Raw genomic sequence first — 24440 nt, forward strand, 5'->3', positions numbered from 1 at the left:
GTAAATGAAAAAGTTATTAGTTGCCCCGTTTCTACTGAGTGCTGTACTTGCAAATACAGGTTGCAGTGAAGCAGAAGCAACCTCCACCCCGAAAGAAACTGTTATACGTCACGGTTTAATTGGTTCAGATTTCCCCATACTGCGCGCCTCTGAAGTGCCGGCAACCAGTACCATTGTATTTTTAAGCGGGTCTGTACCCGGCGTAAGCAACCCTGACGCACCGGAAGGCAGCCGGGAGGCCTACGGTGATACAGAAATGCAAACCGTGAGCGTCATGAAACGTATCGACGAAAACTTGAAAAGTCTGGGGCTCACTATGGGCGATGTCATCAAGATGCAGGCATTTCTGGTCGGGGATCCTGAAATGGACGGGAAAATGGACTTTGCCGGCTTTATGCGAGGCTATACTCAGTTTTTCGGAACAGATGAACAGCCTAACTTGCCTTCACGGTCAGCTTTACAGGTTGCCGGTCTGGCGAACCCTAACTATCTGGTAGAGATTGAAGTGACTGCGGTTCGTCCTGAGTAATTCTCAAAGAGTATTGTGCCGGCGATACTATGCTTTCGCCGGTATTTTACTAAATACAGGGTATGTTACTCTCAGCTTTTCTTTCATCCCGCCAGTATCTGTCTACCTGACATAGCGTAAACTAAACAATATACCGGCAACAAGCCAGTAAAATACCGGTTCCTGCCAGCCTGTTTTGAGTGACCAGGTGTAATGCAAAATGGCCAGAAACAATGCCGCCCATACGGTGTTGTGAAGGGGTTGCCAGCGCTGTCTCATTTTTTTCCTGATGAACAACGGAGACGTGACCGTCAGTGCAAGCAGGACCAATAAGGCGGCGAAACCCACCAGTATATATGGCCTTTCGACGATCTCTGCGCCGGCCATCTGCCAGGCAAACTGCAGTTCAAACGCCAGCCAGGTAAGAAAATGCGCCAGTGCGTATACAAACACATAAACCCCTGCCATTCTTCTGAGTTTAATGATATCAGCGCAGGGCAGACGCCTTGCCATCTGTGACAACGCGAGGGTAAAAAGTAACAGGTTCACCGCCATAATCCCGCTGGCATGGAGTAGCGCTTTTACCGGATCGGCACCCAGCTGATCATTGATGCCGGCATAAAATAACAACGCCAGGTAACCCGATGCCAGGCCATGGATCACAAACTTAATACTGTTGACCTGAAATGATGTCAGCCTGACAGGGCGTGAAAACAACGTTTTCTTCATTGAAACCTAATAAAACTTAGATAAATCCATACCTGCATACAGTGATGCAACTTCTTCGTATCCGTTAAACGGGCGGGTAGGGATGCGGTTCTGATTAAACAAACCACCACTGGTGATCCGTCTTTCAGAAGCCTGACTCCACCTGGGATGATCAACCGCCGGGTTTACATTCGCATAAAAGCCGTATTCCCGGTGGGCCAGACGTTTCCAGGTTGTTGGCGGCTCTTTGTCTGTTAACGTGATACTGACGATGGATTTGATACTTTTGAAGCCGTACTTCCAGGGCACGACGAGTCTTACCGGCGCGCCGTTTTGTGGAGGCAGGCTTTTACCATAGACACCGGTTGCCAGCATAGTTAGCGGGTGCGTCGCCTCGTCAATACGCAAGCCTTCTACATACGGGTAATCAATGCCGCCTCCGGTGAAGCGGCTTCGCTGGCCGGGCATCTGCTCAGGATCATAAAGTGTTTTGAACGCCACATATTTAGCCGACGATAATGGTTTCGCCTCTGCAAGCAAGTGACTTAGCTGAAATCCCGTCCAGGGAATTACCATCGACCAGGCTTCGACACAGCGTAAACGGTAAATTCTCTCTTCAAGCGCAAGCCGGGTAAATAAATCATCGTAATTGAGAGTAAGAGGCTTTTCGACCAGACCGTCTACTTTCAACGTCCAGGGTTCGGTGCTGAATTGCTGTGCGTTATTTACAGGATCGCTTTTGTCTGTGCCGAATTCGTAAAAATTATTGTAGGACGTTACTTTTGCTTCCGGTGTGAGTGCTTCATCAGGTTTAAAGTTATCATTCACGGAAAAATCGAGAGGCCGTGTCCGGAACGTGTCTTTTTTCTCTTCATCATCAGTGAACCAGCCAAAGGCTGATGCAGGTTGCGACATGAGCGCACCCAGCCCGGCAAAGCCTAATGATTTGATCACATTGCGGCGGTCGCGGTAAACAGATTCATCAGTAACGTCACAATCTTTGAATGTCTGAGATGGTTTGAAGCGGTGAGCCATAACTACCCTTTTTATAAAAACACATCTGTAAGACCGGTGTCACAGTGATTTTATTTCAATTAAATATTGTTCATTTACAGGTTATAGGCTGCTGCAATTACGGGATTTCAACTGAAGCCGTCGAATTGTGCAGTTTGTTTGGGTAAAAACAAACTGGCATACAGCCTTGCGGCAAATTCATCTGTCATGCCTGATATGTAATCAGAAATGACTCTGTGACCGTTATCCTGTTCCTGCGCTTTCAGCCAGCGGCTGCGTGTATTATCCGGTAACAGCCGTTCCGGTTCTGAACTGAATGCTTCAAACAGTTCCATCACTGTTTGCTGACCTTTGTACTCCAGTAACTGAACTTCGGTTTTCCTGATGACCTTCTGAAATACAAAATCCTTAAATAAAGCCAGGGCGTTGAAATGCCGCTCAGGCATAACGGCCTGGTAACGGAGCAGGGGATGGCTGAATACAGGATTTTCTTCAATGACAATCGCGGTAATAAAGCTATTTACCAGTGCTCCGATGGCATTTTTCCGTTCGTGATGGCGCTCACTGAACAGGCGTTCTGTGAGAGATGTGATCTCTGCTGACAGCCACGGGACATCCATTTCTGCAAGAGGTTTGGTTACGGCTTCAGTAAAGGCGCTGACCGAGACCATTTTCATCACGATGGCATCTTCAAGATCATGGATCCCGTATGCGATATCATCCGCCAGTTCCATAATGGAACAATCAAAAGATTTGTAACGGGTTTTCCCGTGTCTGTCTTCATTGTGCTCATACGCCATGAACCGGTCTTTTTCGTCATCGCCCAGAGGGTCGAGCAGCCAGTCAAACAATGCTTCATCACAACGGTAAAGCCCTTTGGGAGGGTGCCAGTGCGAGGCCTGAAGCTGCCTCAATGAACCCGGCCGGGTACCGAGACAGGCAGGGTTTGTAAGGGTGTCGATAAAATTGGGGTATTTTACCAGTCCCAGAATACTGCGGCGGCAAAGGTTCATGCCGTGCTCTTCAGTATAGGGTTCCAGCTGGCATATAATGCGGAAGGTCTGTCCGTTTCCTTCAAAGCCGCCGTGATCATGCATCATATAATTCAGTGCAATTTCACCACCATGCCCGAAGGGAGGGTGACCGATGTCATGAGCCAGACAGAGGGTTTCAATCAGGCTGCTGTCGAGATGCAACTCGCGGGTTTCGCCGGGAAACTTGCCCTGTAACTGAGCGGTAATGCCGGTGCCGATTTGAGCTGCTTCCAGTGAGTGCGTAAGACGGGTGCGGTAAAAGTCGCTGAGTCCGGCCCCCAGCACCTGTGTTTTCGACTGCAACCGCCTGAAAGCGGCGGAATGCAGCACTCTGGCTTTGTCCCGTTGCCACGGGTTTCTGTGATCACCGTCCCGGGATTGACTGCGTGGCAAACGTCTTTCACACCACTTTGACGAAAAATCCGGCATACTGCAGTTACTCTCTCACATTTATGCGTGTTGATTCAGTGTTCAACATAGCATCAAACCCTTGAATTACAAAGGGCTGAGGGAGTCAGATATCCTGTTGTGACAGTTCATCAACGCTTACCAGACAATTGTCTGTGAAGGTGTCGAACAGATAACGGACTTCCGGCAGCTTTTCTTTAAAATGGGCAAGCATGCCGTCGAGGCGGTCACGGACGGGAATAAACTCGCGGTTACCGAAAGCAATTTCATCGCAGGCTTTTAACCAGGCCGAGATAAGATCGGCGGCTTTCACCAGCGTTTTATATTCAGGATCCACACTGGCCTGTACCACCAAATCTGAGAAATGCTTCTGTAATGCCAGAGGCAAAGAAGCGACACATTCTTTTTCAGAAGCGTCTTCTAATTTCTTAAATTCCCTTGTGATGCGGGGATTATGATATTTGGTGACATGATTAATATCTGACAGTTTCGTTTCAGAGACCTCATGGTAAAGCGCAATAGTCGCGGCACGTTCAGGGCTGAGCGTACCGCCAAAGTGTTCTTTACGGATGACTGCAAGCAGGTGAGCGATAACAGCAACCTGATGGGAATGTTCAGCAATGTTTTCCCCTTTGACGGTATGCATCAGAGACCAGCGTTTGATCAGGGGCATACGCAGGATCCAGGCTAAAAACGTGCTTTGCTTTGACATTATATGACTTCCGGTCCGTGCTGACGGTAATGTTTGAAGAACGAACCGATGCGGGTAAGTGCAGGTTTAAGGATGTCAGCATGGGGTAAAAATACCAGTCTGAAATAACAGCCTTCCTGAAGGTTAAATGCCCGGCCGTGGACAAGAAGAATTTTCTCTTCATTCAGCAAATCAAAAATCATCTGCTCGTCATTGCTGATATTGAATTTTTTCGCGTCGACCCGGGCGAAGCAATACATTGCCCCTTTAGGTTTAACACAGTGGATGCCGGGAATACTGTTCAGCATATCTGCAGCCACATCCCGCTGGATTTTGAGGCGACCACCATCGTAAACCAGATCGTTAATGCTCTGATACCCACCCAGCGCTGTCTGAATCGCGCTCTGGCAAGGCACATTGGCACACATCCGCATGGATGCAAGCATGTTGATCCCTTCTATATAGTCTTTAGCAATACGCTTGTTACCGCTGACTACCAGCCAGCCGGCACGGAAACCTGCCACACGGTAATTTTTAGACAAACCGCCCAGCGTCACACAGAACACTTCATCAGTCAGGGAAGCAATGCAGGTATGCTTGTGACCGTCGTAGAGAATTTTGTCATAGATCTCATCAGAGAAAATAACGAGGCCGTGTTCTTTGGCTACATCAACCACCTGTTGCAATAAGGTTTTGTCGTAGACCGCACCGGTAGGATTGTTCGGATTAATTAAGACGATTGCCCGTGTTCGGCTGGTGATTTTACTTTTAATATCGTCAATATCCGGAAACCAGTCTGCCTCTTCGTCACAACGATAATGCACAGGTGTTCCTGAAGACAGGCTTACTGCGGCTGTCCACAATGGATAATCAGGACTTGGAATCAACACTTCGTCGCCGGTATTAAGTAATGCCTGCATTGCCATCATGATCATTTCACTGACGCCATTGCCAATAAAGATGTCATTAATGCGGATGTCCGGAATGTTCATTTGCTGGTAGTACTGCATCACGGCAACACGGGCCGCATAGATACCTGCAGATTCTGAATACCCCTGGGAAGTGGGCAGATTATAAATAACATCTTTCAGAATATCGTCAGGCGCTTCAAAGCCGAAAGGCGCCGGATTCCCGATATTCAGTTTCAGAATTCGATGTCCCTCATCTTCCATCTTGCGTGCTTGCGCCGCAATAGGACCCCGGATGTCGTAACATACATTATCCAGTTTGTGAGAGCGTTCTACAGGTTTCATCAGGTCTTCTAATCTATCAGCGTAAAAGGGCTGACAGAGTATCGCATCGGCTGGGTGTCTGTTAAGAGGATTTTGTTATCTTTATCATCATTTTATGGTGATAAGGGAAGAAGTTATTCCGGTATTCACTATTAAATGAATGGTTTCTTCGTGATCCGTTGCATTCTTTTGGCTCATCTTATGATGAGTATTTTTTTAAAAGCACATGTTGCTACTGTATTTTTAGTGCCGGCTTTATACATTTTTATGCGCAAATAATGAGCACTTCTCCTGGCGTATGTAGTCAAAAGTAGGGGTTGAAATGTAATTTAATTACAGAATTTAGGCTTTTTTGGTCCGGCAAATCGTCTTTTACATGTGAAATTTTGTTAAACTTTCAGAAAAAGTGCTTTAAATCTCGCTGTTTCAAGCTCAATTTTTAGACTTATATCTCATTATATTGTTATTTGTTATTCTATTTCGAAATATGCTTTCAGGAATAATCAAATAAATACAATGATTTGCAAATGTAACAAAGCTGATTCATTGCCTTTTACCAAACTGTTACCCACCTGAAACAATAATACAACAGCATTTACGCGGATTTTGTAGGATAAATATATACGTCGACAGGGCACAGGGTCCTGAAGACAAAATATAAGTTCGCCAAACTTTGAGGAAATGAATTATGAAAGCTATCACTAAAACTCTTGCTGCTGTACTGAGCGTTGCTGCTGTTTCTGCACCTGCTTTTGCTGCTGATAAAGAATACCGTTTTATCGGTGACACTCAATTCGCCGGTTTCTGTAAAGCTGTTGCTACTGACGATGTACGTGCACTGCGTGTTAACCTGAGCCGTAACGTTGGTCGTATCGCTGCTACTGAGCGTGAAGTTCTGCGTATGCTGACTGCTGAAGACGGTTTGACTTGCAACGGTTCTACTCTGGTTGACTTCTCTGTACAACGTGAAGCATCAGACGTACATGAATTCCTGACTTCACGCAGCTAAGCGTGGGTTGGCTAAAGAGCAGGGTGGACGCCATAGCAATTATGGATGCTCCCACCCTGATCAATGGCTACCGTTATTCTCTTCCCGCCTGAAAACGACGATTCACTGATTCCCTGCTTTTCGTCATCATTTTTACCACGTTAAACCGCAATCTCAGTAAAGCCACGTAAGCCATAGGTACCAGTACCAGGCTGGTTAGTGTTGAGAATAGCAGTCCTCCGATTATCGCAATGGCCATAGGTGAATATGCCGGCCCGTCTCCGCCTATTTTTGTGCTGCCTGCAGCCAGAGGCACCAATCCCAGTACGGTTGTTGCCACGGTCATAAGCACCGGCCTGATGCGTGACATACACCCTTCTGTTACTGCACGGTACAACGGGACATTTTCATTTACCAGCTGATTGATCCTGTCGACCAGTACAATGCCATTGTTGACCACTATACCCATCAGGATCAGCATGCCTATCATCCCCATTACCGACATCGACGTACCGGTCACAAAAAACGCCCAGAATACGCCGGTGAACGAGAATAAGAGTGATGTGATCACTGCGGCAGGTAACAACAGTGATTCAAACAGGGCAGCCATGACGATATAAATCATGCAGACAGCCAGCAACATATTCATCTGCATGACCGCGAAAGCCTCATCCTGCCGGCGGAAACTGCCATCCAGAGTCCACTGGTAGCCTTCTGGTAAAGCAACATATGCCATGGCATTTTCTATCCGTTCTCTTGCCTGCTCCACGGTCACATCTTCAGCAAGGTTAGCTCCCACAGACAGTGCGGTCTGGCGGTAGAACCGGCGAATTTCGGACAACTGAGGTTTTACCGTAATACCGGCAATCATATCTAAGGTAACAGGGCGGTTATCAACATGACTCACAACCAGACTTTTGAGGGTTTGCAGTGATGCCTGTTCCGTTTCGCCATACAGCAGTCTCACACCGGTTTCGCCGGAATCACCGTAGCGGAACGTGCGCAGATTTATGCCCCGCAGCGCAGTGCCTACCAGGCCGGCAATGTCGTCAGGCTTGACTCCGGCCCGCCAGGCCTTTTCACGATCAATAGTGATCTGAAATTCCTGTTTTTCACTGCCCACATCGGCTTTTACGTCCTCCAGTCCGTCGATGCTGGCCAGAACCGGCACCAGTGCATCAGCGAGTTCCCGAAGGCGGGTAGACGACTCTCCCAGTAATGTCAGACGGACACCGCCACCGTTGCCGCTGTCCCACTGGAACGACGGACGGGCTCTGGCAAATTGTGGCATTTTTTCGCGGATAGCCTCTTTAATGTCTGACACCGGAACAGGTAGTTCATCATTCAATGTGATCCCTGATACCGCATGACCGGCTTCGAAATAGGTATAAACCTGTTTAATATGAAAAGCCTGCTGATTTTCATACAGAAATGCTTCCATTTTATTAACGGTAGATTCCACCTCTTCAAGGCTGTAATTTTGCGTAATGTGGTATTCAAGCCAGATACGCTCATTATCATTATTCCCTTCATCATCTCCGCTGATCTGACTCAGTGGTATGGCTGCGCTGAGTAATATCAGTAACGCCAGAAAACCGGTTGTTTTCTGATGTGCCAGTGACCAGTTAAGTAATCGTCCATAGCGGGTAATATAGCCGGGTTGGATTAACTTCTTTTCCACCGGTACTTTCACTTTTGAGACCAGCAAAGGGATCAACGTCTGCGACAGCAACAAAGAGGCAAACAGTGAAATGCAGATGGCAATGGCCACGTGCTCCAGAAATACCGTGATATCAATTTTGACGCCCACAATGTTAGGCAGAAACACGATGGCTGTTGTGGCCGTGCCGGCTATAACCGCAAGGCTTACTTTATTGATGCCAGTCTGTGTGGCACGCACCGCGTTGCTGTCATTCTGACGGGCCTGAAAAATACTTTCTGTGACAACCACCGCGTTATCCACCAGCATGCCCACCGCCAGCATCAGGCCCATCAGGGACAGGATATTCAGGGAATAGCCCATCAGGTACATGACGCCAAGGGTAATACAGATAGAGAAGGGCACCGAGAGGACAACAATGAAAGTGGTGGATAATTGACGTAAAAATACATAAAGCACAGCCACAGACAACAGCGCCCCAAGTAAACCTGCCATGATCAGATCGCCCAGCGACGAACTGACACTTTTCGCGGTATCATCCATCACAAACAGGTTGATTCCGTTAAACTCAGGGTCTGACTCTGCTTTTTTAATTACCGCCATGACTTTGTCTGCTACTTCAACCAGATTACTGCCTGATTCACGAAATACATTGAAGCCAACCGCGTAAGTACGGTCCAGATGACGACCTTCATTGCGTTCCGGACTTTCCCAACTCACGGTAGCAATGTCTTTTAGCCGGATCCCCGGTCTCACAATCAGATTTTCAAAGTCGGTAATATCAGTGAATTCTCCGGCCGGATTGATAATAATTTTATTTTCAGTACCAAGTGCTCCCGCCGACGCTGAAAAATTAGCTTGTCTCAGCCGCTGACTCAGTTTGGCTGTATCGATTTTAAGTGCACTGAGTTGTTGCGGATCTAAGCGGATGACAATCTGCTTTTTCAACACGCCGTAAAGTTCCACTTTCGAGACGCCCGGTACCCGTTCCAGCGGGCGCTTAAGGTTTCTTTCCAGTAAGTCATAAGCGTTACTTAAATCCCGTGCACTGGATACCCTTAACTGAAATACTGGCATGTCGTTGGTATTGAATTTGTAAACCAGTACCCGTTCAACATCATCCGGTAATTCGTGGCGGATAGCGTCGATTTTCTCTCTGGCTTCAATGCTCTTGGCTTTGATATTTTCATCCCAGTCAAACTCGATGAAAATTTGCGCCCGGTCTTCCATGGATGTGGCCTGCAGGCGTTTGATTCCTGACATGGTAGCGAGTACTTCTTCTACCGGACGGGTTATCATGCGCTCAACTTCAGATGGGGTGGCGTCACGGTATGGCACTTCAACCACTATCTCAGGAATATCGATTCCGGGAAATTTCTCCAGGGGTAATAACCGGGATGCCATAACGCCGAACAGCAACATGGACAAAAAGCACATGCAAACGGTAACCGGGTGGGTCAAAGCAAACCGTGCCAGACGGGCAGCACCGGCAGAAGCGTGATTATCCATAAGTGCGTTCTCCGTTTTCTTCCTCTGAAAGTGCCGGACGGGCCGCAAATTCTTTCGTATCAAATAAGCTGTACAGTACCGGGATAAGTACCAGTGTCAGCAGAGTGGCAAAGATTAATCCTGATATCACAGTGACCGCCATGGGCGTACGCACTTCTGCACCATCGCCGAAACCAATTGCCATGGGTAACAGGCCGAGAATAGTGGTAAGGGTTGTCATCACAATCGGGCGTAGACGGCTTTTCCCTGCATCGATAATCGCTGCATTTTTTTCCATGCCGGCAGCCCTGAGCTGATTAATGCGGTCGATAAGCACAATGGCATTATTCACAACAATCCCGCACAACATGATAAGACCGATAAATACCACTACAGAGATATGTGTGTCAGTGAGCCAGAGCCCGAACACAGAGCCTGCACCGGCAAGTGGCACGGCAAACAAAATAAGCAGGGGATGTAACAGTGATTCAAACTGAGACGCCATCACCAGATAGACCATAAAAACAGCAAGGGCTAAAGCAAACTGCAGTGACGCAAAGCTTTCCTGCATATCCTCGCTCTGCCCGGCCACTACCGCTTTTAATGACAGGGGGAAACGGATTGATGCCAGTGCTGCCTGCGCTTCTTCCACGGCTTCAGCCAGATCGCCGTAAGCAAGGTTAGCGTTAATAAGCACCACACGTTGCTGGTCTTCACGGGTAATCTCAGACGGTCCCGTACTCATAAACACATCAGCAACAGCGGATAGCGGTACAGGGAAATCACTGTCCGGATTGACGATAATTTGTTTGACGTCGTTAACATTATCCCGTTGTTGCAACTGATTACGTACCAGAATGTCGACCTTTCTGTCATCCATAGAGTATTGAGTTGCCACCTTACCGCCAACTTGTGCTGCAACAACATCCGAAACCTGCTTTGCGTCAAGGTCCAGTCTGGCAAGTGCGGCATTATTAAAGGCTATTTTAAGCTCGGGATTACCGGCCTGCAGTGTTGTGGTGATGTCAGTAAAGCGCCGGTTTTGCTCAAGCTTTGCCATAATCGCACGGCTGTATTGTTGTAACTGTTTTAAATCGTAGCCCTGCAATTGGATCTGCAACGGGGCTGCAAAACTGAATAACTCAGGTTCGCCAAACTGACTTTGTACGCCGGCCTGCGATGACAGAAATTGCCGCATGGCTGTTTTTACTTCTTCCATGTCATCAGTGCCTGCACCGGGCTTCATCACAACATTTAACTGACCCCAGTGATCACCACCCTGTCCCGGGGCTGCGCTGAGTAAACTGCCGGTTCCGGCCAGTGAATAGCTTCGTTCCACGCCGGCCCGGGCATTGGTGACCTCAGCCAGCCTGGCCAGTAAGGCGTCGGTATGCTGAACCCGGGTACCCGCCGGCAGGGTGACTTCGACGTAAAACTCTCCCTGAGTGAGTTTCGGAATAAGTTCCATTCCAAGGCGTGGCAATAACAGTACAGAACTGGCAGTAATGGCAAGGGCAATAACAAGGACCATGGCCCGTTGTGAGAGGGCACCGCGTATTGCTTTATCATAGCCTTTTTCCAGCAAACTGAAGCCTGCTGCTACCAGTGCGGTGAGCGGACGGAACAGCACGCCAAAGCATACTGATAAAGCCTTACACAGAGCAAAAATAACAGTGAATAATGCCTGAGGTAAGTAAATAAACAGCAACCGGAACGGAAATGTGAGGATTGCTTTAAGGCCGCGCAGTACAGGATGTGCAGATGAGGGCACGACGGGCTGGCTGAAAGTCTCCGTGTGAGCAGGTTCTGTGCGGCGGCTGCGTGCTGCAAGAGCAGGGATCAGTGTCAGAGCCACGACCAGAGAAGCCGCGAGGGCAAATGACACGGTCATCGCCTGATCACGGAACAACTGCCCGGCGATACCTTCAACAAATATCAGAGGCACAAACACCGCCATCGTGGTGAGTGTGGAGGCAATAATCGCACCGGTAACTTCTTCTGTACCGCGCTCTGCCGCCAGGGCTTTGTTACCGTTCGTGAGTTTGCGGTGTCTGTCGATATTCTCCAGCACCACAATGCTGTTATCCACAAGCAGACCTACTGCCAGCGCAATACCACCTAAACTCATGATATTCAGGCTGATGTCATTACCATACATCAGATTAAAGGTGGCTATGACGGAAACTGGAATGGAAACCGAGATGATTAGCGTAGTGCTGAAATCCCGCAGAAACAGGTAAATCACCAGCATTGCCAGCAAGCCGCCGATCATCGCTGACGTTTTAACATCGTCGATGGCCTGCTTAATAAAGGTGCTCTGGTTGTAAATGGTTTCAAGATGATATTGTGCGGGCAGCGCTCCGGACAACGCATCAATTTCGGTCAGAACCCGTGTAGCCACATCCACAGAGTTCGCATCACCTTCTTTATAGATGGCTATCTCTGTGCCTTCCGTGCCGTTAAAACGGGTGACAGCATCTCTTTCTTTGTACAGATTACTGACGCTGGCCACGTCTTTTAACTGAACATTTTTGCCTTCAAACCGGCTGATATACACATTTTCGATATCTTTCAGGGATTCAAATTCGTTGAGTGTGCGCACCAGAAATGCCTGCGTGCCGTCATCCAGCCGGCCTCCTGCGGCATTGACATTCTCTTCCTGTAAGCGGGTGATAATGGTGCTCATACTGACACCCAGCTGACTGGCTTTCCGGGGATCAACCAGTACCTGAATTTCGTTTTCAAGTCCGCCGCCCAGCCGTACAGAGGCAACACCTTCAACAGACTCCAGTTTGCGCTTTATCTGCTCTTCTGCAAATAAGCGCAGTGTCTTCATTTGTTCCGCTGCCAGGCGGGGATCACTTGAAAGGGCATCCGGTGTCAGCGACAGGCCCAGTTTCATCACCGGATCCATAGAGGGGTTAAACTTTAAAAGCCGGGGTTTGTCCACATCCAGTGGCAGTTGCAGAATATCCAGCTTTTCCCGTACTTCCAGGCTGGCAAAGTCCATGTCAGTACCCCAGGCAAACTGCAGTACCACATCAGACTGACCAGCTCTGGAAATTGATTTAACGCTTTTGACGCCTTTTACCACACCTACCGCTTCCTCTACCGGCTTACTCACCAGTTGTTCGAGTTCCGCAGGCGCAGCACCTTCGTAGTCAGTGCGGATTGTAAGTGTCGGGTAGGACAGTTCAGGTAACAGATTCACCGACAGTCTGCTCAGTGACACCATACCAAAAAGCAGAATGGCAGCAGTAAACATGGCGATGGCGACCGGACGTTTAACCGCTAATTTTACAATACTCATTGTCAGTTCCTTTGCGCGTAAAATCAGCTGTTAACAACGTCTACAGGGGTTTGATCTTTAAGATTCTGGTGGCCAACGGTGACAACGGTTTCGTTGCCGGTGAGGCCGCTGATAATTTCCACCATGCCGGCATCTTCAAAGCCCAGCGTCACAGGCACTTTTAATGCTTTTCCGTCACGGACAACAAATACATTGCTCTCGTTATCAATACTCACCAGTGCAGAGCGAGGCAGAAGCGGCGTATCACTGTGAGTGTCATAATTCAGGGCAACTTCACTGAACATACCGGCTTTCAGTCTTTCTTCGTCATTGGGTACGTTCAGAGTCACTTTAAATGTGCCGGTTGTGGCATCAATGACAGGGCTTATACGTGCTACGCGGGCAGTAACTTTGCGGTGGTTCAGTGCGGGGATAGTCAGTGTAGCCTGCTGATTATTGCGGATTTGAGAAAGTTCACTCTCGGGCAGATAGACAATACCTTGCAGGGATTTCTGCTGGACAATATGAAACATACGTTCGCGCTGGAAGGATTCAGTCAGGTTACCAACTTTGGCATTACGCTCTGCAATATAGCCACTGATAGGGGCGGTGATGGTCGTTTCTTTCAGATCCAGTTCGGCCAGTTCAACATTCGCCTGTACAGACTCAAACTGAGCGGTCAGCTTCTCAAACGCATCGTCACTGATCAGTTTGCGGGAATATACCTTATTCATTTTCGCCAGTTCCTGCTCAATACCGGCTAAGTCAGCTCTTGCTTTTTGCAGGTTCAGTTCATAACGTCGTTTATCAAGTTGCGCCAGGATCTGACCTTTTTCAACATAGTCACCTTCTTCAACCAGGATATGTTCGATGATGCCGGATGCTCTGGCGACAACGAACGCTTCTTCCTGCGCTTCTAAAATAGCGGTGGTTGCATAATTTGACGAAATTTCACCCCGCTGAATGGTTATCGCCTCAACAGGAATAGTAATGATAACGGCCTCTTCCTTTTCTTCATCCGTGGCGCCGGCATTGCCGCAACCGGCAAGGGTCGTGCTGAGTAAGCCAAGTGAAAAGGTTGCTGCGAGTAATAAAGGTGTTCTGGTTTCCATGGTCAAAGCCCGTAGTGAGTACTGTTATAAGTTATACCCCGTAACAGCATTGACCATGCCACTCTACAACTTTCGTATAATTGTTATTATATTCAACAGGTTAGTGTTTTTGGTGAGAGGAGGGGAGTTGGCGAGATACACAAGTATTAGTCAAAACCACTAATTACTGGTGTTAAAACCACTGTTAAGCAAAATAATTGAGAGGCTTCTGAGCGGACTGACATCAGGGCTTCAAAAAGGGAAGAATGAAGCCGGTCGTCAGCTCAACATCACACATATTGCAGCTATAGCAATAAGCACCAGGCCAGTCACTTCGTGACCTTTGACCGGTGTTTTCAGCATCACCGCCGAAATGACCATGGTGGTCAGCACTTCTATCTGTCCCAGTGTTTTTACATAGGCCACATACTGAATAGTCATAGCACTGAACCAGCAAACTGAACCAAAACAGCTGGTGGTACTGGCAGCCAGTGTCAGTGCCGGCTGACGGCGAAGTTGCCGGAACACGTAGGGCTCTTTTATAGAAATATAAACACAGAGGATCAGTGTCTGAATGCACAGAACCCACAGCAGTCCCCAGGCAGTATTCACCGGGAAGGGAACAGAAAGCTGATTGGCCGCCTCGCGGATAAACAGCGAGGTCAGTGCAAAGCTGCCTCCGCAGGCGAGACCGGTCAGTATGGTTTTCAGGCTGAGTTGGCCCTTACGGGTTGCACCACTGAGAACAAATACCGCAACCGCCCCGATTGTGATCCCCAGCCAGCCTAAAGAGGTCAACTGACTGCCGAAGAACAGGGTGCCTAATACCGCGGCAACCAGCGCTTCGCTTTTTGCCAGTCCGGCGCCCACAGCAAAATTTTTTTGCTTAAACAACACCACCATAAGGGATGTGGCCACAATTTGCATGACTGCGGACACCAGAATATAGGCGATAAAAGTGCCGTCAAATGCCGGTATGCCCACAGGATAAAACTGATAAAGCGTAATCAGATAGGCGAGAGCGATTGGCGGAGCAAAAAGAAAACGGGCCAGCGTCACACCTGAGGTGTTGACGTGCTGGCTAAGTTTACTTTGAAAGGCGTTTCTGAATGTTTGCAGTATTACCGCGCCGACGGTAAAGAATACCCAGGTCACAGAATTTCGAAGCGGGTTTCGATCTCTACATTACCTGCCAGCATTAACATCACTGAACAGTATTTTTCTGCTGACAGTTGTACGGCTCTGGCAACGGCTTTTTCAGATAAACCTTCGCCTTTTACTTTATAACAGGCAACAATTTTAGTGAAAACTCTGGGCGGGTTTTCTGCGCGCTCTGCTACCAGTTCACATTCACAATGGGAAATGTCGAACCGGCCTTTTTTCAAAATATCCACCACATCGATACTGGAGCAACTCCCGGCTGCAATCAGCACGGATTCCATGGGAGAGATGGCCTGTCCGTTGCCGTCCATCACGGTTTTGTAGCCGGAATCTGTGGTACCGGTAAAAGTGAGATCGTTATCCCATACAACTTTTGCTTTCATGTTATTCCTGTTAATTCAGTTTTACTGCATCTTTCGTGATGGTAATTTTGCGTTGTTTATATAACGCACCCAATGCTTTTTTATATGCCGCTTTACTGACATTAAAGTGGGCGTAAATATCTTCCGGTTTGCTTTTATCGGTTAAGATAGAAACACCGCCATGCGCTTCCAGATCTTCCAGAATAGCTTCTTCCAGTGTTTTCCGGCCGGTTTTGTCGGTACGTTGAAGGGCTACATCAATTTTGCCGTCCTCGCGGATGGTCTTAATGACAGCATCCAGTCGCTGACCGGTTTTTAATGGCTTAAATGCATCACTGTGAAAAATCAGTCCCAGTGCCTCACCATTTATGACGACTTTAAAACCCAGTTCCGTTTTTGAATACACCAGGCATTCAACCCCGTCGCCGGCTTTCAATGAATCTGACGACTCCTTAATGAAACGGTGAAGCCGGGTGGCACCCAGGATGCGACCGGTACTTTCATCGTGATAAATATGGACAACATAGCGCATGCCTTCATTGACCGGTCCGTCCTGCATGCCCGCAGGGACAAGCAGATCCCGTTGACCGCCCCAGTCAAAAAATGCACCGAAATTTGTTGCGCCGGTTGCTTTAAGCACCACGGTATCACCAGCCTGCGCTACCGGAGTTTGCGGCCAGGCTTCAAGATTTCCGGTTTCATCGATGCCGACAAAAATATCCAGCGTATCACCGGTTTTCACTTTTTCCGGCAGCGCGGCCATGTTTTCATGGGTTAGCAGTACCAGCGGATCGTTATCATCGCCACTGGAGAGGTGAAAGCCAAAAGGCAGTGATTCACCGACTTGAAGGGTATTGATTTTGCCAATGTGTATCATCAGGACTGACTGTGAAAGTAAATACAGGTAACATGATAACCAATTGTGAGAATGAGCTAAACCATTATGAAGTTGAATTGCGATCTTGGTGAAAGTTTCGGTGCCTGGCATATGCCTGTCGACGGCGACATTATGCAGTATATCGATCAGGCGAACATTGCCTGTGGCTTTCACGCCGGTGATCCGCTGGTAATGCGTAAAGCTGTCGCACTGGCTAAAGCAGCGGGTGTGGCCACGGGGGCTCATCCTTCTTATCCGGATCTGCAGGGCTTCGGCCGGCGCTCAATGAAAATGGCGGATGATGAGCTGACAGCCTGCCTGCAATACCAGATTGCAGCACTGAGCGGTGTTGCCCGAATTCAGCAGGTAGAGGTGTCCTACGTTAAACCTCACGGTGCGCTGTATAACGATTTAATGCAGGACAGGGGGCTGCGCCAGACCGTCATGAAAGCCGTGGCAGAAGCGGGGCAGGGAGCATTAAGTCTGATGATTCAGGCCCATCCTGACAGCGACAAACTTATTGCAGAAGCTGAGGTTTACGGGCTCCGGCTTCAATTTGAAGCCTTTGCTGATCGCCGGTACACCGACGACGGCTATTTAATGTCGAGGCAACACGCCGGTGCGGTGCTGAATCATGATCAGGCCACCGCGCAGGTACAGGGATTACTGGAACACGGTACGATTATAACCAGTGGCGGTAAAACGCTGTCGTTGCAGGTAGACACCCTTTGTGTGCACGGCGATTCACCCGGCGCAGTGGCGATGGCAAAATCATTCAGAGAAATGCTGAATCATGCAACCCTTTGACAATGTCCGTCACATTGCCTTTGCCGGCATGGACGGTCTCATATTGTACTTCGGTGGTAAAGATGTCACGCAAATGAACGCTGCGGTTTCCGCTTATCATCTTGCGTTGAAGGCGAATCCGCCAATCTGGTTAAAAGAAGCCATCCCGTCCTATGACTCCCTGCTAATTTTGTTCGATGCAAAGATAACTGACAGCCATGGTGTATATCGTTTATTGCGTCAACTGCAACCGCAGATGTCAGCCGGAAAAAGCCTTCGACGACACCGGATCCCTGTCTGGTATGGTGCCCCGGAAGCGAACGATCTCGATGAAGTCGCTTCTCACACCGGCCTGGCGGTCAGTGAGATAATTGCATTGCATACAGCAACCGTGTACCGCGTGTTTGCAGTGGGGTTTGCGCCCGGTTTCGCTTATCTGGGGGAAAGTCCGGAACGTCTGTCGGTACCGCGCCGCAAAACACCGAGGACAAAAGTGCCCGCCGGTGCGGTTGCACTGGCCGACCGTCAGGCTGCAGTGTATCCGCAAGTATCGCCCGGCGGCTGGCAGTTACTGGGACTCAGTCCGTTAACTTTATTTGATCCTGCCAGTGCGCAGCCGGCCCTGTTGCAGGCCGGCGACGAAGTAGAGTTCTATGAAATTGATGAGCGGGAATACCTGGAGCAGGTGAAGGCATGACAATATCCTTTACTATTATCAATCCCGGATTCATCAGTTTAATCGTTGATGCCGGCAGAACAGGGATGCAGGAGCAGGGTTTTAGCGGCTCAGGTCCTTTAGACGTCGAAGCTTTTAACTTTGCAAACTGGCTTTCTGGCAACCCTGAAGGCAATCCTTGCATTGAAATTGCCGGTGATGTACACATCAGATTTGAGCATTCAGCCACTATGGCTGTTTGCGGCCCTGCTGTTTCACTTGCCGTGAACGGTGAACCTGCTTCTGAACTGGCCACAGTTAACCTCAGCGCCGGAGATGAGCTTCAGGTTTCGCAGCAGCTTGCAGGTCAACGTTGCTATTTAGCCGTTCAGGGCGCCTGGCAGATACCTGAAATAGCCGGTTCTGTGTGCACCGTGATGCGGGAAAAGCTGGGCGGACTTGCCGGTGACGGAAGGCCTCTTCATGCCGGTGACACAATTCATGTTGTCCCTGCAGCACAGGAAAACATAAGCCGCAAATTGCCTGCTTCCATGCTTGCTCCCTATGCCAGTGATGCACCGGTTGATATTATTCCGGCTTATCAGCATGACATGTTCAGCAGCAGAGTCCGGGCAACTTTTTATTCCTCAGCCTACAGTGTGACACCGCAAAGTGACCGCATGGGTTATCGCCTGAGTGGTCCTGCCATATCGTCGGGGTTTGAAGCTATGCGCTCAGAAGGAATTAATTGCGGTTCTGTGCAGGTGCCTGCAGACGGTCAGCCGATTATAATGCTGGCTGACAGACAAACTCTGGGCGGCTATCCCAAAATCGGCGTAATAGCGCCATATGATCTTCCGAGGGTAGCGCAGTCTGTTCCCGGCACAACGTTAACGTTTAATCCGGTGGATCCGGAAAATGCCCGCGGAACATGGCTGTTAAGGCAAGCCCGTATTGACAATTTTTTCAGGAACAATTGATATCTGATGACAATCGCGTTTTTAAATGACCAGTTTTTACCCCTTGAAGAGGCACGTATTTCTCCGATGGACAGAGGTTTTCTGTTCGGCGACGGTATTTACGAGGTGATCCCTACCTTGCACGGTAAAGCTGTTGGTATGAACGCCCACCTCGACCGGTTACAAAACGGGCTCGATGAGCTGGCAATTACAAATCCGAAAACAAAGGCACAATGGACAGAGCTTGTAAGTGAACTGGTGACGAAAAATACACAAGCTCTGAATTCTGCGTCAGTGGGTGTGTATATTCAGGTATCACGGGGTACTGAGATGAAACGTGCCCATGGTTATCCTGACAATATTCCTCCCACTGTGTTCGCTTTTGCGTTTGCTACCGCCGCGCCGCCGGTGCCGGATAAAGCCGCAGTGGTAACCTTTGATGTCGCCAGTGGTGAAGATAAGCGCTGGCAGCGTTGTAACATCAAATCTACATCGCTGCTCGGCAATGTGATGCATTATCAGCAAGGCCGGCAGGCCGGTAAACAGGAAATCATTTTGTTGAACAGCCACGGGGAAGTGACTGAGGCCAGTTCATGCAACGTATTCGTTGTGAAAGAGGGTGTTATCATGACACCACCGCTGGATCATCAAATTTTGCCGGGAATTACCCGGAAGCTGGTCATTGAAAGTCTTGCAGCAGAAGGCGTTGAGGTGCAGGAAGTACCGGTTACAGCAGAAGTATTGTTCAGTGCTGATGAAGTGTGGCTAACCAGCTCCAGTAAGGAAATCAGCCCTGTTATCTCGGTGGATGATAAACCCGTGGGGAACGGGCAGGCCGGTGAGGTATGGCTTAAAGCCATCACAGCTTTCAACAAACACAAGTTTACGTTATAAAAAAACCTGCACGCTGTGCAGGTTTATTTAATCTTAACGACCGGCGACTCAGTCGTCGGTTTTATCACAGGTACCGTCTTTACATTCACCGTAAAGATACAGGCTGTGATGTGTCAGTTTGATGTTATTGCGTTCGGCAATTTCAATTTGACGTTGTTCAATCACGTCATCTTCAAACTCGATGACTTTGCCACATTTCAGACACACCAGATGGTCGTGGTGCTCTTTATGACTGATTTCAAATACTGACTTGCCACCTTCAAAATGGTGTCGGTTCAAAATACCAGCGTCATCGAACTGGTTAAGCACACGGTATACCGTCGCAAGACCAATTTCCTCACCCTGATCGATCAGAATTTTATACACATCTTCAGCACTGATATGCTGGTTGGCAGGTTCCTGCAGGATCTGCAGAATTTTTAAACGGGGAAGTGTAACTTTTAAACCCGCTTTTTTTAGTTCTTTATTTTGATCCATAAATAATCACTTCTGGAAGCTCTTCTGATTTAACGCTCATTATAGGTACTTTGCCAGGTTTTAAAAGTAAAAGCGCGGATATCTTCAACATTAATCTGCAGAGTAAATCATTGATCCCTGTCATTTATCCATACGTTTTTTAAGGACTTTGTGCAGCTAACCGGACCCTGCAGGCGGTATGCAGAGAGTTATTCAGGATTTACCCTCTCAACGAACTAAAGCATTGTTAAGTTTCTACCGATAAGTTCAATGAAAGCTATGCCTTTTTCGCTGCAAAATAGCGACTTTTCCGGGATGTTTTCAACATTATTTATCTTGCCGGCAATTACGGAACACTGTGCGCAGACATATTTCCTGGCCAAAAAACGGCAAGGCCGGAAAACTTATATTAAAATCAATGATAACCATGTTACGGAAATAAAACCGAAGATTGGGATAAGAAGATGCGCCTGACTGTTGTACAAAAAATAACCCTTGGTTTTGCCCTGTTCGGCTGTTTATTACTGATCACCAGTTTACTTGCTTATCTGGGACTCAGCGACATCCGCCGTTCTGCTGAAACGGTGGCCACCGAGAAAATGCCGGTTCAGACAAAAATGATGTCCCTGAAGTCAGATGCATTGTCTCTGGCGACCGTAACGGCAAACGGTTACTACATGGATGAGCTTTCAGCACTGAATAAAAACAAAGCTGAGTTTGAGGCACTGAGTGAAGTCTTTTCTGAAGATCTCGCTATTTTCGATACCACCTTTGGTAATCACACAGAATCAAAACAGGCCGTAGAGGCGGGTAATACATTTATTCGTGAGAGCGCGACGGTGTACGAAGCGCTTATCAGCAGCAAACAAATACAATTGTCTCTGGCAAAGCAGCGGGAAGAAGCTATCTCTCATATTGATGAAGCCGGAGCGCTGATGATGGATTTAAGCTTTCTGGATAACGGACAGCCCGGTATCGATGCGCTGGCCGGCCTCGGTGCGAATATTGACAATAAATTGCTCACTTTGAGTTCGGTCATCACCGAACTGGTTAAGTCTGAAGATCCTGAAGATTCACTGGTGATTCTGGATGACCTGGACTATCAGTTGAGCAATCTGGCGGTAGACACCGAATATCTGTTCCGGTCTGCCAGTGGCCTGAATACCGACGGTATCATCAGCAATTTTCAGCAGCAGTATGATGCCATGCTGGCTATTCTCACCGGTGAATCCGGTCTGATGGCCGGCCAGAAACAGAAGTTATCTCACATCGCCCATGCCACAGAAAGCCGTCAGCGTGCCAACACATCGCTGGCGCAGGCTACCTCGACAATCAATAACCTTTACGAAGAAGTCACTGAAGAAACCCTGAAAGGGCAAAACCTGATCCTGGACACTGTCCAGGACAGCCTTGTTGATACGCTGGTGGTGTCGTTTATTGGTCTGGTGGCTGCAGTTGCACTCACTCTCACTGTGCGTAAAAGCATTGCCGGGCCGCTGCAAAATATTACCCGTGGTCTCGGCCGGATCAGTGAAGGGGATTTATCGTATCGTCTGAAGACACAGGGCAATGATGAATTTGCCGATTTGTCGGTAAAGGTAAACAGTTTAACTGAAGCTCTCAGAGATCTTATCGGTAACATTCAGCAACAGGAACGAACGCTGCTGGATGTGGCCAGAGAAAGTGTGGAAATGGGTGAACGCAGTCTGGAGCAGGTGGCCCAACAACGTGACCGGGTCCGTAAAACCTCCTCAGATACTGCCAGTGTAAGAAGCACCAGTGAAAAAAACCTCGCGATGATTCAGCAATCGGTGGATGAACTTAACCGGGTCGCCAGTCAGACGCAGCAAACATCCGAACTGGTTGCACAAAACCGGCAACAGGTTTCAGAACAATCTGGCCAGGCATCGGCATCCGCCAGCATCATAAACCGGCTGGATGAGAACAGCCGCAGCATCGGCAGTATCCTTGACGTCATTAAAACCATCGCGGAACAAACAAACTTGCTGGCGCTCAATGCTGCAATAGAAGCTGCCCGTGCCGGTGATCAGGGCCGCGGATTTGCCGTTGTCGCCGACGAGGTCAGAACGCTGGCTAACCGCACGCATAACTCCACTGAAGAAATTGAATCGATGATTGGCAGTTTGCAACGAGATGCACAGCAAGCTGTGGAAGCCATCAACCTGAGTATGGAAAAGGCGGAGCAGGGCGTTGCTATCAGTGAAAAAGTCTATGAGCAGGTTAATGGGATCAGTGAGGTCATTGTGAAGCTGCAGGCGTTTAATGCCGGCTTTGTGAAAGACACTAAAGCTCAGGATAAAGTACTTGCGGGTATTGATGATAATCTTAACGCAATCGTGACGCTGGCTGATGCAAGTGCAGAGAGTACCCGTCTGGCAAATGAATCCAGTGCCAGGGTGGATGAGCAAATGGAAGGATTGCGGAAAGTGGTTGAGCGCTTCAGATTATAAAAAAAACGGGCTGAGCGCCCGTTTTCTTTAATTCTATATCAGGCAAGTTCTGCCAGACATAATTCTTCGTGTAACTGCTTACACCAGGCACGTACACGCTCTTCGGTTAATTCCGGCTGGCGGTCTTCGTCAATGCCCAGACCAACGAAGTGGTTATCATCAGCCATGCCTTTAGAGGCTTCAAAGTCGTAGCCGTCTGTAGACCATTGACCGACAAGAATTGCACCGCGGGGTTCTACGATATCGCGAACCATGCCCATGGCATCCAGGAAATATTCAGCGTAATCTTCCTGATCGCCGCAACCGAAAATTGCAACCAGCTTGTCATTGAAATCAATTTCTTCCAGTTCAGGGAAGAAGTCATCCCAGTCACATTGTGCTTCACCGTAGTACCAGGTAGGGATCCCGAATATCAGAAGATCAAATTCAGCGATCTGTTCTTTGGTACTCTTGGCAATGTCCTGTACATCAATCAGGTTTTTGCCTAATTCCTTTTGAATCATCTTTGCAACATGTTCGGTATTTCCTGTGTCACTACCGAAAAACAAGCCAACACTTGCCATAATAACCCTCTGTTCGATACATCTTCTGAAATTACACGCCGGTACTTAACCAAATAAGTTCTATCAATCCTTTGGCAATAAAACCCAGCGCTCCCATTCCGAGTACGCCATAGGCAACTACCCGTCCGATAAGCGGTACATCGTTACTTTTGAGAACATCATGTACGGCATAGCCCATCAGGACAAACAGGCCGGTAAGCCCAAGATAAAACATGATGGATTCAATGGTTTCGTAATTTTCAGCAAGCATAGTTTTACTTAGTCCAAAATCGGCGCAAACTATAGCACAGAAATCAGCTGCCTCGCAGTGAAAACCACGTAATTTTTTGTGCTATATCATGCCTGATGAGGGCGAAATATGTGTTTTTCAACCACGCGGTTGAAGGCGTCCGGCTTTTCTGCATGTAACCAGTGACCGGCTCCTTCAATAACATGGGCGCGGGCAGCAGGAAAATACTGCAATATTTCGCTCTGCATGGACGCCGTGATGTAATCGGAATTACCACCTTTGATGAAAAGTACAGGCTCAGAGAATTGAGCATCGCTGCTTTGCCATCCTTTAATCGCTTCGTAACTGTTTGCCAGACCATCCAGATTAAAGCGCCAGTGCCATTGTTTACCGGTATCCTGATATAAACTTTTTAACAGAAACTGGCGTACTCCGGCTTCCGGAATACCACTTTGTAAACTTTTATCCGCATCAGAACGGCTGTTGATGGAATTCAGGTCTACCGACTTTAATGCACTGATTATCGCATCATGGCGGGACGGATAACTTACCGGTGCAATATCCGCAACGATGAGATCATCAAGAAACTGCGGATGGGTGAGTGCGAGGCGCATAGCTACCTTTCCACCCAGCGAATGTCCAAGTATGCCTGTACGGGCTTTATTAAACTGTTTGACAAATGCGTATAACTGTTCTGCTGCTGCCTCTATGGAAAAATGCTCCAGATGGGGTGATTGACCGTGGTCCGGTAAATCTACACTGAGCACATTCACTTTGGGCGCGAAATGCCGCTTTACGACAGATAAATTGTCAGCTGTTCCGAATAAACCGTGAATAATAACAAGTAAATAATCAGAATCAGTATTTTCTGAAAAAGAATAATGTAACGTGGATTGCATGATTGACCTGAAAAAAA

At 48.3% G+C, this 24440-nt stretch carries 22 protein-coding genes; 7 read left to right on the forward strand and 15 right to left on the reverse strand.

Going from position 1 to position 24440, the window contains the following annotated elements; translation table 11 throughout:
• Positions 1-4: 4 nt before the first annotated feature.
• On the forward strand, positions 5-529 hold the full coding sequence (locus ACXAGR_RS16760; protein ID WP_474851415.1) for a RidA family protein: 525 nt from the start codon (positions 5-7) through the stop codon (positions 527-529).
• Between the two features lie 102 nt (positions 530-631).
• Here ACXAGR_RS16760 and ACXAGR_RS16765 read toward each other — a convergent pair whose 3' ends face one another.
• The 5 genes from ACXAGR_RS16765 to ACXAGR_RS16785 form a co-directional block, all read right to left on the reverse strand.
• The gene (locus ACXAGR_RS16765) at positions 632-1237 is read right to left on the reverse strand and encodes a protein-methionine-sulfoxide reductase heme-binding subunit MsrQ (RefSeq protein ID WP_474851417.1); all 606 of its coding nucleotides are present in this window, start codon (positions 1235-1237) and stop codon (positions 632-634) included.
• Between the two features lie 6 nt (positions 1238-1243).
• A complete protein-coding gene (msrP, locus tag ACXAGR_RS16770; RefSeq protein WP_474844303.1) occupies positions 1244-2251 on the reverse strand; it encodes a protein-methionine-sulfoxide reductase catalytic subunit MsrP in 1008 nt (335 codons plus the stop codon).
• A gap of 107 nt (positions 2252-2358) precedes the next feature.
• Positions 2359-3693, reverse strand: a complete 1335-nt coding sequence (locus ACXAGR_RS16775) for an anti-phage deoxyguanosine triphosphatase (RefSeq protein ID WP_474851419.1) — start codon at positions 3691-3693, stop codon at positions 2359-2361.
• An 85-nt stretch (positions 3694-3778) separates the two neighbouring features.
• Positions 3779-4384, reverse strand: a complete 606-nt coding sequence (yfbR, locus tag ACXAGR_RS16780; RefSeq protein WP_119501503.1) for a 5'-deoxynucleotidase — start codon at positions 4382-4384, stop codon at positions 3779-3781.
• Positions 4384-5616: a pyridoxal phosphate-dependent aminotransferase gene (locus ACXAGR_RS16785; RefSeq protein WP_474844301.1), complete on the reverse strand. Its 1233-nt coding sequence runs from the start codon at positions 5614-5616 to the stop codon at positions 4384-4386. Before ACXAGR_RS16785 ends, yfbR begins: the two co-directional genes overlap by 1 nt.
• A 667-nt stretch (positions 5617-6283) precedes the next feature.
• Between ACXAGR_RS16785 and ACXAGR_RS16790 the strand changes: the two genes are divergently transcribed.
• On the forward strand, positions 6284-6604 hold the full coding sequence (locus ACXAGR_RS16790; protein ID WP_349586916.1) for a hypothetical protein: 321 nt from the start codon (positions 6284-6286) through the stop codon (positions 6602-6604).
• Positions 6605-6677: 73 nt separating this feature from the next.
• Here ACXAGR_RS16790 and ACXAGR_RS16795 read toward each other — a convergent pair whose 3' ends face one another.
• From ACXAGR_RS16795 to ACXAGR_RS16820, 6 genes are all read right to left on the reverse strand, one after another.
• Positions 6678-9752, reverse strand: a complete 3075-nt coding sequence (locus ACXAGR_RS16795; RefSeq protein ID WP_474851421.1) for an efflux RND transporter permease subunit — start codon at positions 9750-9752, stop codon at positions 6678-6680.
• A complete protein-coding gene (locus tag ACXAGR_RS16800; protein ID WP_474851423.1) occupies positions 9745-13041 on the reverse strand; it encodes an efflux RND transporter permease subunit in 3297 nt (1098 codons plus the stop codon). The genes ACXAGR_RS16795 and ACXAGR_RS16800 overlap by 8 nt, the downstream gene beginning before the upstream one ends.
• A gap of 23 nt (positions 13042-13064) precedes the next feature.
• A complete protein-coding gene (locus ACXAGR_RS16805; protein WP_474844298.1) occupies positions 13065-14132 on the reverse strand; it encodes an efflux RND transporter periplasmic adaptor subunit in 1068 nt (355 codons plus the stop codon).
• Between the two features lie 258 nt (positions 14133-14390).
• Positions 14391-15266: an EamA family transporter gene (locus ACXAGR_RS16810; protein ID WP_474851425.1), complete on the reverse strand. Its 876-nt coding sequence runs from the start codon at positions 15264-15266 to the stop codon at positions 14391-14393.
• Positions 15263-15655, reverse strand: coding sequence for an OsmC family protein (locus ACXAGR_RS16815; protein ID WP_474844296.1), 393 nt, complete (start codon positions 15653-15655; stop codon positions 15263-15265). The genes ACXAGR_RS16810 and ACXAGR_RS16815 overlap by 4 nt, the downstream gene beginning before the upstream one ends.
• A 10-nt stretch (positions 15656-15665) precedes the next feature.
• Positions 15666-16511: a CvfB family protein gene (locus tag ACXAGR_RS16820; RefSeq protein WP_474851427.1), complete on the reverse strand. Its 846-nt coding sequence runs from the start codon at positions 16509-16511 to the stop codon at positions 15666-15668.
• Between the two features lie 66 nt (positions 16512-16577).
• Here ACXAGR_RS16820 and ACXAGR_RS16825 point away from each other — a divergent pair, with 66 nt between their 5' ends.
• From ACXAGR_RS16825 to ACXAGR_RS16840, 4 genes are read left to right on the forward strand one after another with little or no spacing between them, the layout of a single operon-like run.
• Positions 16578-17318 carry a 5-oxoprolinase subunit PxpA gene (locus tag ACXAGR_RS16825; protein ID WP_474851429.1) on the forward strand — a complete coding sequence of 247 codons (741 nt, stop codon included), beginning with the start codon at positions 16578-16580 and terminating at the stop codon, positions 17316-17318.
• Positions 17305-17994: a 5-oxoprolinase subunit PxpB gene (gene pxpB, locus ACXAGR_RS16830; protein WP_474851431.1), complete on the forward strand. Its 690-nt coding sequence runs from the start codon at positions 17305-17307 to the stop codon at positions 17992-17994. The genes ACXAGR_RS16825 and pxpB overlap by 14 nt, the downstream gene beginning before the upstream one ends.
• A complete protein-coding gene (locus ACXAGR_RS16835; protein WP_474851433.1) occupies positions 17991-18932 on the forward strand; it encodes a 5-oxoprolinase subunit C family protein in 942 nt (313 codons plus the stop codon). The genes pxpB and ACXAGR_RS16835 overlap by 4 nt, the downstream gene beginning before the upstream one ends.
• A 6-nt stretch (positions 18933-18938) precedes the next feature.
• Positions 18939-19805, forward strand: coding sequence for a D-amino acid aminotransferase (locus ACXAGR_RS16840; RefSeq protein ID WP_474844291.1), 867 nt, complete (start codon positions 18939-18941; stop codon positions 19803-19805).
• A 48-nt stretch (positions 19806-19853) separates the two neighbouring features.
• On the opposite strand, the gene fur is transcribed toward ACXAGR_RS16840, so the two are convergent.
• Positions 19854-20282, reverse strand: a complete 429-nt coding sequence (gene fur / locus ACXAGR_RS16845; RefSeq protein WP_119501490.1) for a ferric iron uptake transcriptional regulator — start codon at positions 20280-20282, stop codon at positions 19854-19856.
• A 443-nt stretch (positions 20283-20725) separates the two neighbouring features.
• Here fur and ACXAGR_RS16850 point away from each other — a divergent pair, with 443 nt between their 5' ends.
• The gene (locus ACXAGR_RS16850) at positions 20726-22732 is read left to right on the forward strand and encodes a HAMP domain-containing methyl-accepting chemotaxis protein (RefSeq protein ID WP_474851435.1); all 2007 of its coding nucleotides are present in this window, start codon (positions 20726-20728) and stop codon (positions 22730-22732) included.
• Positions 22733-22770: 38 nt separating this feature from the next.
• On the opposite strand, the gene fldA is transcribed toward ACXAGR_RS16850, so the two are convergent.
• The 3 genes from fldA to ACXAGR_RS16865 form a co-directional block, all read right to left on the reverse strand.
• Positions 22771-23295 carry a flavodoxin FldA gene (gene fldA, locus ACXAGR_RS16855; protein ID WP_119501488.1) on the reverse strand — a complete coding sequence of 175 codons (525 nt, stop codon included), beginning with the start codon at positions 23293-23295 and terminating at the stop codon, positions 22771-22773.
• 31 nt (positions 23296-23326) lie between these two features.
• Entirely contained in the window at positions 23327-23545 is a 219-nt protein-coding gene (locus tag ACXAGR_RS16860; RefSeq protein WP_119501487.1) for a DUF2788 domain-containing protein, read from the reverse strand.
• A gap of 86 nt (positions 23546-23631) precedes the next feature.
• Complete coding sequence (locus ACXAGR_RS16865) at positions 23632-24423, reverse strand: alpha/beta fold hydrolase (RefSeq protein WP_474851437.1); 792 nt, start codon at positions 24421-24423, stop codon at positions 23632-23634.
• Positions 24424-24440 lie beyond the last annotated feature (17 nt).

Source organism: Alteromonas sp. ABH4_457, assembly GCF_056160625.1.